The following is a 7,137-nucleotide window of genomic DNA, read 5'->3' as shown; positions in this document are numbered from 1 at the left end:
GCAAAGCCGCGCCAGCTCTTGCTCGACGCCATCGGAGTGCCGGTCATCAACACAGATTTGTGACAGAGCCTTCTTTTTTGCGGTTTGCGCTTTTTTACAAGGCCAACCCACGGATTTCTGATGCAATCGCTGGATGCGTCAGAGTGATGGGGGTCGTGTGTTCCAGTTTGTAAAAAAGATAGGGCGTCGTCCATGGGCGCGGCGGGTAGCCTGGTGCGTGGGCGCGCTGTTGGTCTTCTGGGCCTTGGCATGGGTGGCGGTGCCTCCCATCGTGCGGTCGCAGATCGAGCGCCACGCATCCGAAGCCCTGGGCCGCGAGGTCATCGTCGCGGGAGTCGACTTCTCGCCCTGGACGCTGGAGATGACCCTCCACGGCCTGTCCATCGCGTCGCAGGGAGCGGGCAAGCCCCAGGCCCAGGTGGAGCGTATCTATATAGATGCGGAGCTGCAATCGCTGTGGCGCCTGGCGCCGGTGATCGATGCCATCGAGGTGGATGGGCCGGTGTTGCGCGTCGCGCAGACGTCGGCGGGGCACTATGACGTGGACGACATCCTGGCCCGCTTCTCGCAGCCGCCGGAGCCTGAAGATCCGCAAGCGAAGCCCGCGCGCTTCGCGCTCTACAACATGGTGCTGCGCGGAGGCTCCGTGGATTTCGACGACCGCATGGTGGACAAGGTCCACACGCTGCGGCAGGTGCGCCTGGACGTGCCGTTCCTGAGCAATCTGTCCGCGGACCGCGAGGTCAAGGTAACCCCCCGGCTGGCGTTCGAGCTCAATGGCAGTGCATTCGATTCGGCCGCGCAGGCCACGCCCTTCGCCGACGACCGCGAGGCCGAGGCCCGCGTGCGCATCCAGGATTTCGACCTGGCGCCTTTCGCGGGCTACATCCCGCACTCCGTGCCGCTGCGCCTGCGCGCGGGCGTGCTGGATGCCGATCTGCGGGTGCATTTCGAGCAGGCCGCCGCGCCGCGCGTGAAGATCGCGGGCTCCCTGGCGCTGCGCGGCGCCGAGACCACCGATGCGCAGGGCGGGCGGCTGCTGGGCTTCGACGCGCTGCGCGTCGTGCTCAAGGATGTGCAGCCCCTGCAGCACCAGGTGGATATCGAATCCGTCGATTGGGAAGGCGTGCGGGCGCTGCTGCGCCGGGACGCCTCCGGCGCCGTGGTGCTCCCCGGCATGGAGGCATCGGCGCCCGCCGAAGCGCCGGCCGTATCGGCCGAGGCGCCCTGGCAGTTCCGGCTGGGGCGGCTGAGCTTGCGCGACGGCGTATTCGACTGGGAGGACGAGAGCCTGCCGGGCGGGCGTGCCACTTGGAAGGCCGATCAGCTGCGCATGGACGCCACGGCCATCGCTTGGCCCCTGCACCAGCCCCTGCAGTTCCAGGCCAGTGCGCAACTGTCGGGCGGCGGCGTGCCGCAAGGCGGTGCGCAACTGGCGCTGCAGGGCCAAACCACCGGCACGCGCGCGCAGGCGGCCGTGTCCATCCGCAGCCTGCCCGTCGCCATGGCGGGCCCGTACCTCGCCGGCGTGCTGAAGCCCTCGGTGGCGGGCACGCTGGACGCGGACATCGGCCTGGCCCGGGACGGCGAGGTGCTGGCCGCCAAGGTGGCCCGCCTGTCGCTGGACAAGGCCAGCCTGTCCTGCCCCTCCGGCACGCGCTGCGAGACGCTGCGCCACGGGGGCGTGGCGGTCGCGGCCAAATCCGCCCTGGTGGAGCTGGGGCGCCTGGAAGTGGCAGACGCCTGGGTCCTGCCATCGCAGCGCCGGCTCTCGCTGGCGCGGGTGGCGCTGCAGCAGCCGCGCCTGCTGGTGTCGCGCTCCGGGCAGGGCGGCTGGATGTTCGAGGAGTGGCTGGCCGTGCAGCAGCAGGCCCCGCAGGCGGCGAGCGCCGGTGCCGGCGCACCGTGGTCGGTGCAGGTGGAGTCGGCCGAGATCGCGGGCGCCGACGTGGCCTTCCGTGACGCGGCCGCGCCCCGGCCCGTGGCCTTGAACCTCTCTGCCCTGCAGTTGCGCGCGAGCGGCTTCGCCTGGCGGGACGGAAAGATGGCGCCGTTCCCCGTGCACCTGCAAACCCGCGCTGGCGCGGGCCGCGCCGAGGCGGGGCAGCTCACGCTGGACGCCACGCTGTCCATGGCGCCCGGCCTGGCGCTGCAGGGCAAGGTGCGGGCGCGCAACCTGCCGCTGCATGCCTTCGAGCCCTATGTGAGCCAGGACCTGAACGTGGACATCCGCCGCGCGGACGGCAGCTTCACTGGCGACGTGCGCTATGCCGATGCCAAGGCCGGCCCCTCGGTGGTGGTGAAGGGCGACCTGTCCCTGGATGACGTGCGCGTGCTTGCTGCGGACGGGGAGGGCAGCCAGGCCCCGCGCGTGGCCGAGCAGGGGGAGGAGCTGCTGCGCTGGAAGTCGCTGGGCCTGCGCGGCGTGGCCTTGGGCATGGAGCCAGGCAAGCCTTTGACGCTGGACGTGCAGGAGACGGCGCTCAGCGACTTCTTCGCGCGCATCATCGTCCAGGAGAGCGGGCGCATCAATCTGCAGGACATCCGCAAGGAGGCTGCCGCGGCCGAGCCGCAAGAGGCCCGGGAGCAGGCCACCGACCCCCTGGCCCCCGTGATCCGCTTCGGCCCCGTGGCGCTGGCCAACGGCGCGGTGCACTTCACCGACCACTTCATCAAACCCAACTATTCCGCCAACATCAGCGACCTGGGCGGCCGGCTGAGCGCGTTTTCTTCCGTCGCCACCACGCCGGGCGGCGGGCCGCAAATGGCCGACCTGGAACTGCGTGGCCGCGTGCAGGGCACGGCGTCGCTGGAGGTGACGGGCAAGCTCAACCCGCTGGCCAAGCCCCTGGCGCTCGACATCCAGGGCCGCATGCGCGACCTGGAGCTGCCGCCGCTGTCGCCCTACAGCATCAAATACGCCGGCCATGGCATCGAGCGGGGCAAGCTCAGCATGGACGTCGCCTACAAGGTCCAGCCCGACGGGCAGCTCACGGCCAGCAACAAGCTGGTGCTCAACCAGCTGGCGTTCAGCGACCCCGTGGAGGGGGCTCCCGCCAGCCTGCCGGTGCGCCTGGCGACGGCCCTGCTCGCCGACCGCAACGGCGTGATCGACGTGGACCTGCCCGTCAGCGGCTCGCTCAACGACCCGCAATTTCGCCTGGGAGCGGTGATCCTCAAGGTGATCGGCAATCTCATCATGAAGGCCGTGACGGCGCCGTTCTCGCTGCTGGCAGGCGTCTTCGGCGGCGGAGACGAGCAGGGCGCGGTGGCTTTCGCCGCCGGCAGCTCGGCGCTGGACGACGGCGCGCGCCAGCAGCTCGACAAGATGGCCCAGGCGCTGGTGGAGCGGCCGGCCCTGCGGGTGACGGTGGTGGGCTGGGCCCAGCCGCAGGCCGAGCAGGAAGCCTGGAAGCGCCTGCGCCTGCGGGACCTGGCCATGGAGCAAAAGCGCCGCGCCGCCGTGCGCGACGGCGGCAACGCCGCCGAGGTCACCCCGGTCAGCGATGCGGAATACCCCGCGCTGCTCAAGGAGGTCTACCGGCGCGCCGACATCAAGAAGCCCCGCAACCTGGTGGGTATTGCCAAGGACCTGCCGCAGCACGAAATGGAGGCGCTGCTGCTGCAAAGCATCGCCGTGCCCGGCAACTCCATGCAGGAGCTGGCGCTGGCGCGCGGCGTGGCCGTGCGCGACTACCTCGCCAGCCGCCAGGTGCCTCTGGAGCGGCTGTTCGTGGGGGCCAGCAAGCTCACCAACGATGGCGCGCAGGGCAGCGGCCCGAAGGCCGAACTGACGCTCGCGGCGCGCTGAAACACGATCTTGCAGCACACGGCGGCCCCTGCCGATAGAGTGGCGCCTTGTACTGCGCTGCACACGCCCGATGTGGGGTGGTGCGCAGGCATTGGCGCCTTCATGACGTGGCACAGAGTCGGCTTCCGGTAAAACCGGGCGAAAATAGCAGTTTCGCCTTCCACCATCTGCGCGCAGCGTGGCGGAAGGCTCCGGCACGGGCGGCGCAGGCTGCCCGTTTCTCACCACAAGAACCCATGTTCCCTTTTTCTTCTCGCAGCAAAATGTCCGACGCACCTGAAGCGACCCCGGCCCCGGCCAAGACCTCCGAGCCGCATCCTCTCGACGCGTTGACGGGCGGCGCCTTCTCCGCGCCCACGTCGGGCGAGCGGTCGGCGCGCATCCGCGAGTGGCTCGCCACCCAGCCCGCCGCCGACAAGCTGCAGGAGGTGTTCAAGGAGCTGAGCGCGCGCGACAAGGGCGCGGCGCGCGCCGTGCGCGAGCGGCTCGACGAAATCCGCCGCGCTGGCGCGCAGGAAGCCATCGCCGCCGAATGGGCCGCCAAGGCCGAGGCCCTGCTGGCGTTGCCCAAGCTCAATATCGCCGACGCCCTGGCGTGGCAGCGCGACGCCGCCAAGGCCGGCGCGCCGCTGTCGCGCGAGCCCCTGTCCGTGTTCAAGACGCAGCTGGCCGACCGCGTGAAAACCATCGAAGACCTGCAGCACCGCGTGCAGGTGCAGCGCGAGGTGGCCGTGCTGCTCGCGCAGCGCATCGAAGTGCTCTCCACCAAGCCCTGGCGCGACGCGCAGGCGGCGTTGGACGTGCTGGGCGCCGACGTGGGTCGCTGGCGCGAGCAGGCGCAAGAGCTCACGGGCGACGCCGCATGGCCCAGCGTGGAGGCGCGCTTCCCCACGCAACTGGAGGCATCGCAGAGCCAGCTCCAGGTGGTGTGGGAAGCCTTCCAGTCCGCCCTAGCCCAGACCGCAGCCGCTGCCGAGGACGCGCAGGCCCCCCTGCCGCCCGTGCCCGTGTGGGCCGACGAGCTGCGCGCCGCGCGCGGCCTGCCCACCGAGGCCGCCGCCGCGGCGGCCAAGGCAGCCCCCGCCAAGCCCAAGGTGGACCCGCAGCAGCGCGACAAGGCCATGCAGGCCGTGCGCGAGGCCCTGGCCACGCTGGAGAAGGAAACGGCTGAAGGCCACGGCAAGGCCAGCGTGGGCGCCGCCGCCGCGCTGCGCGGCGTGCTCAAGGTGCACGGCCGCTTCATCGACAGCGAGCTGGAGCAGCGCGTGCATGCGGCGCTGGTGGCCGCGGGCGAGCTCGAAGGTTGGCAGCGCTGGAGTGCCGACCAGGTGCGCGAAGACCTCGTGGCGCGTGCCGAGGCGCTCCTGCAGCGTCCCGAAGGCCAGGTTTTGGGCGGGCGCAAGATGCAGGAGACGCTGCGCCAGCTGCGCGAGCAGTGGAAGCAGGCCGACCAGGGCGCTCCCGCCAACCACGGGCTGTGGAAGAAGTTCGACGACGCCTGCAACGCCGCCCACAAGGTGGTCGAGGCCTGGCTCGACAAGGTGCGCACCGAGGCCGCCGAGCACCGCGCGCAGCGCCAGGCGCTGATCGACGAGCTCAACGCCTGGGCCCAGGCGCAGCGCGAGGGCGTGGCCGCCGACTGGAAGGCCGCGGGCCGTGCGCTGCACCAGTTCGCCGAGCGCTGGCGCGCCGGCGGCCATGTGAGCGAAAAGGTCTTCGCCGAGCTGCAGCCGGTGTGGAAGCAGGCCCTGGCCGCTGCCAGCGCTCCGCTGGACGCCGCGCAGAAGGCCAGCCTGGAGCGCCGCCACGCCATGATCGAGGAAGCCACGGTGCTGGGCGCCGCGCCCGCGCTGCGCATCGATGCCATCAAGGCCCTGCAGCAGCGCTGGCAGGCCGAGGCGCAGGCCGTGCCGCTGGATCGCAAGCAGGAGCAGCGCCTGTGGGACGCCTTCCGCAAGCCCATCGACGAGGCCTTCAACCGCAAGAGCGCGCAGCGCGAACGCACCGCCACCGAGCTGAGTGCGCGCGACCGCGCCGTGCTCGACGCCTCCAAGGCGCTCGAAGCCGCGAACGCGGGCGGCGACGCCCAGCAGATCCGCTCTGCCATGGCCGCGCTGGAGGCTGCGTTGCGCAGCCAGGCAGAGGCGCAATCCGAGGAAAAAACGGCTCCAGCGCAGGAGGGGCAAGCGCAAGCAGCTCCTGAAAGCGCAGCAGGCGAAACGGCCGAGGCGCCCAAGGCCGCGCCGCGCCCCGTGGTCGCCGTGCGCGGCGACGACCGCCCCGGCATGAAGAAGGACGCCCCCGCAGCGCCCGGCCGCGGCCCCGCCCGCCCTGGCGACCGCAGGGACGGCCGCGGCCCGCGTGAGGGTGGCGCGCGCGAGGGTGCAGGGCGCATGGGGGGTGATCGCGGCGGCCGTTTCGGCGACCGCGAGCCGCGCGGCCCGCGCCTGGGCGATGCGGCCTTCCGTGCCCAGCGCGAGGCCATGGACCACGCCCAGGCCGCGCTGCGCAAGCTGGCCGCGCAGGCGCATGGCGAAGCCCTCACGCAGCTGCTGGCGGCCTGGGAGAAGCGCGACGCCGCGCAACTTCCCAGCGCCCAGGAACTGGGCGGCCCCGTGACTGCCGCCGTGCGCGGCGCATGGGCGCAGTCGCTCTCCGCAGCGCCTGCGGGCGATGCCGCCGAGGCGCTGCTGCGCCTGGAAATGGCGGCCGAAGTGCCCACCCCCGCCGAGCAGCTGCCCGCGCGCCGGGCGCTGCAGCTGCAGCTGCTGACCAAGCGCAACGATCCCGCTCCTGCCCAGACCTGGGGGCAGGACACGGCGCGCGTGCTGGCCGCCCCCAGCGACACGGCCAGCGCGCGGCGCTTGCAGAGCGCCCTCAAGGCGCTGCTGCGCAAGTAAGAGCGGAGCGCGTAGCGCGCTCCTGAAAAAAGAGCTGCCTGCGCTTGCTGGCTGGGCGTTTCAGGTTCAAAAATACCTGAAACCCTTGTGCAGCAAGCGCAGGCAGCTCTCTTTTGTGATGTGCCCAGGCATGAAAAAAGCCGCTGTGGCGACACAGCGGCTTTTTGTATTTGGTGCCCAGGAGAGGACTCGAACCTCCACGATGTTACTCGCTAGTACCTGAAACTAGTGCGTCTACCAATTCCGCCACCTGGGCATTTCAGGGAAGCCACGATTATAGGACAGGTTTTTTGGCCTTCCAGTCAAAAACCGAAAAATTTCTGCGGCGGCCGTGCGTGGCCTGCGGCGGGGCAATAAAAAAGGCTCTGTCACAAATCTGTGTTGATGACCGGCACTCCGATGGCGTCGAGCAAGAGCTGGCGCGGC

3 protein-coding genes and 1 tRNA gene are annotated in these 7,137 nt (G+C 70.9%); 2 read left to right on the top strand and 2 right to left on the bottom strand.

Annotated features, from left to right (window positions below; translation table 11 throughout):
- Nucleotides 1-194 (bottom strand): hypothetical protein (locus AVS7_RS25280; RefSeq protein WP_234450037.1); only part of this gene is annotated, 194 nt, incomplete at its 3' end.
- On the opposite strand from AVS7_RS25280, the gene AVS7_RS19320 reads away from it, so the two are divergent.
- Nucleotides 134-3,811: a DUF748 domain-containing protein gene (locus AVS7_RS19320; protein ID WP_049696972.1), complete on the top strand. Its 3,678-nt coding sequence runs from the start codon at nt 134-136 to the stop codon at nt 3,809-3,811. The genes AVS7_RS25280 and AVS7_RS19320 overlap by 61 nt on opposite strands.
- A gap of 263 nt (nt 3,812-4,074) precedes the next feature.
- Entirely contained in the window at nt 4,075-6,711 is a 2,637-nt protein-coding gene (locus tag AVS7_RS19315) for a DUF349 domain-containing protein (RefSeq protein WP_020229704.1), read from the top strand.
- A 171-nt stretch (nt 6,712-6,882) separates the two neighbouring features.
- Here AVS7_RS19315 and AVS7_RS19310 read toward each other — a convergent pair.
- Nucleotides 6,883-6,967: transfer RNA gene (locus tag AVS7_RS19310), tRNA-Leu, on the bottom strand.
- Nucleotides 6,968-7,137: the final 170 nt, after the last annotated feature.

The sequence above is a fragment of the Acidovorax sp. MR-S7 genome, from assembly GCF_000400995.2.
Taxonomy (GTDB): Bacteria; Pseudomonadota; Gammaproteobacteria; order Burkholderiales; family Burkholderiaceae_C; genus MR-S7.
The sequence above is the reverse complement of the archived record's forward strand: the minus strand, read 5'-3'. Positions and strand labels throughout refer to the sequence as shown.

Coding starts and splice junctions, on each gene's coding strand:
- AVS7_RS19320 (WP_049696972.1), top strand. CDS start 134: ATGCGTCAGAGTGATGGGGGTCGTGTGTTCCAGTTTGTAAAAAAGATA.
- AVS7_RS19315 (WP_020229704.1), top strand. CDS start 4,075: ATGTCCGACGCACCTGAAGCGACCCCGGCCCCGGCCAAGACCTCCGAG.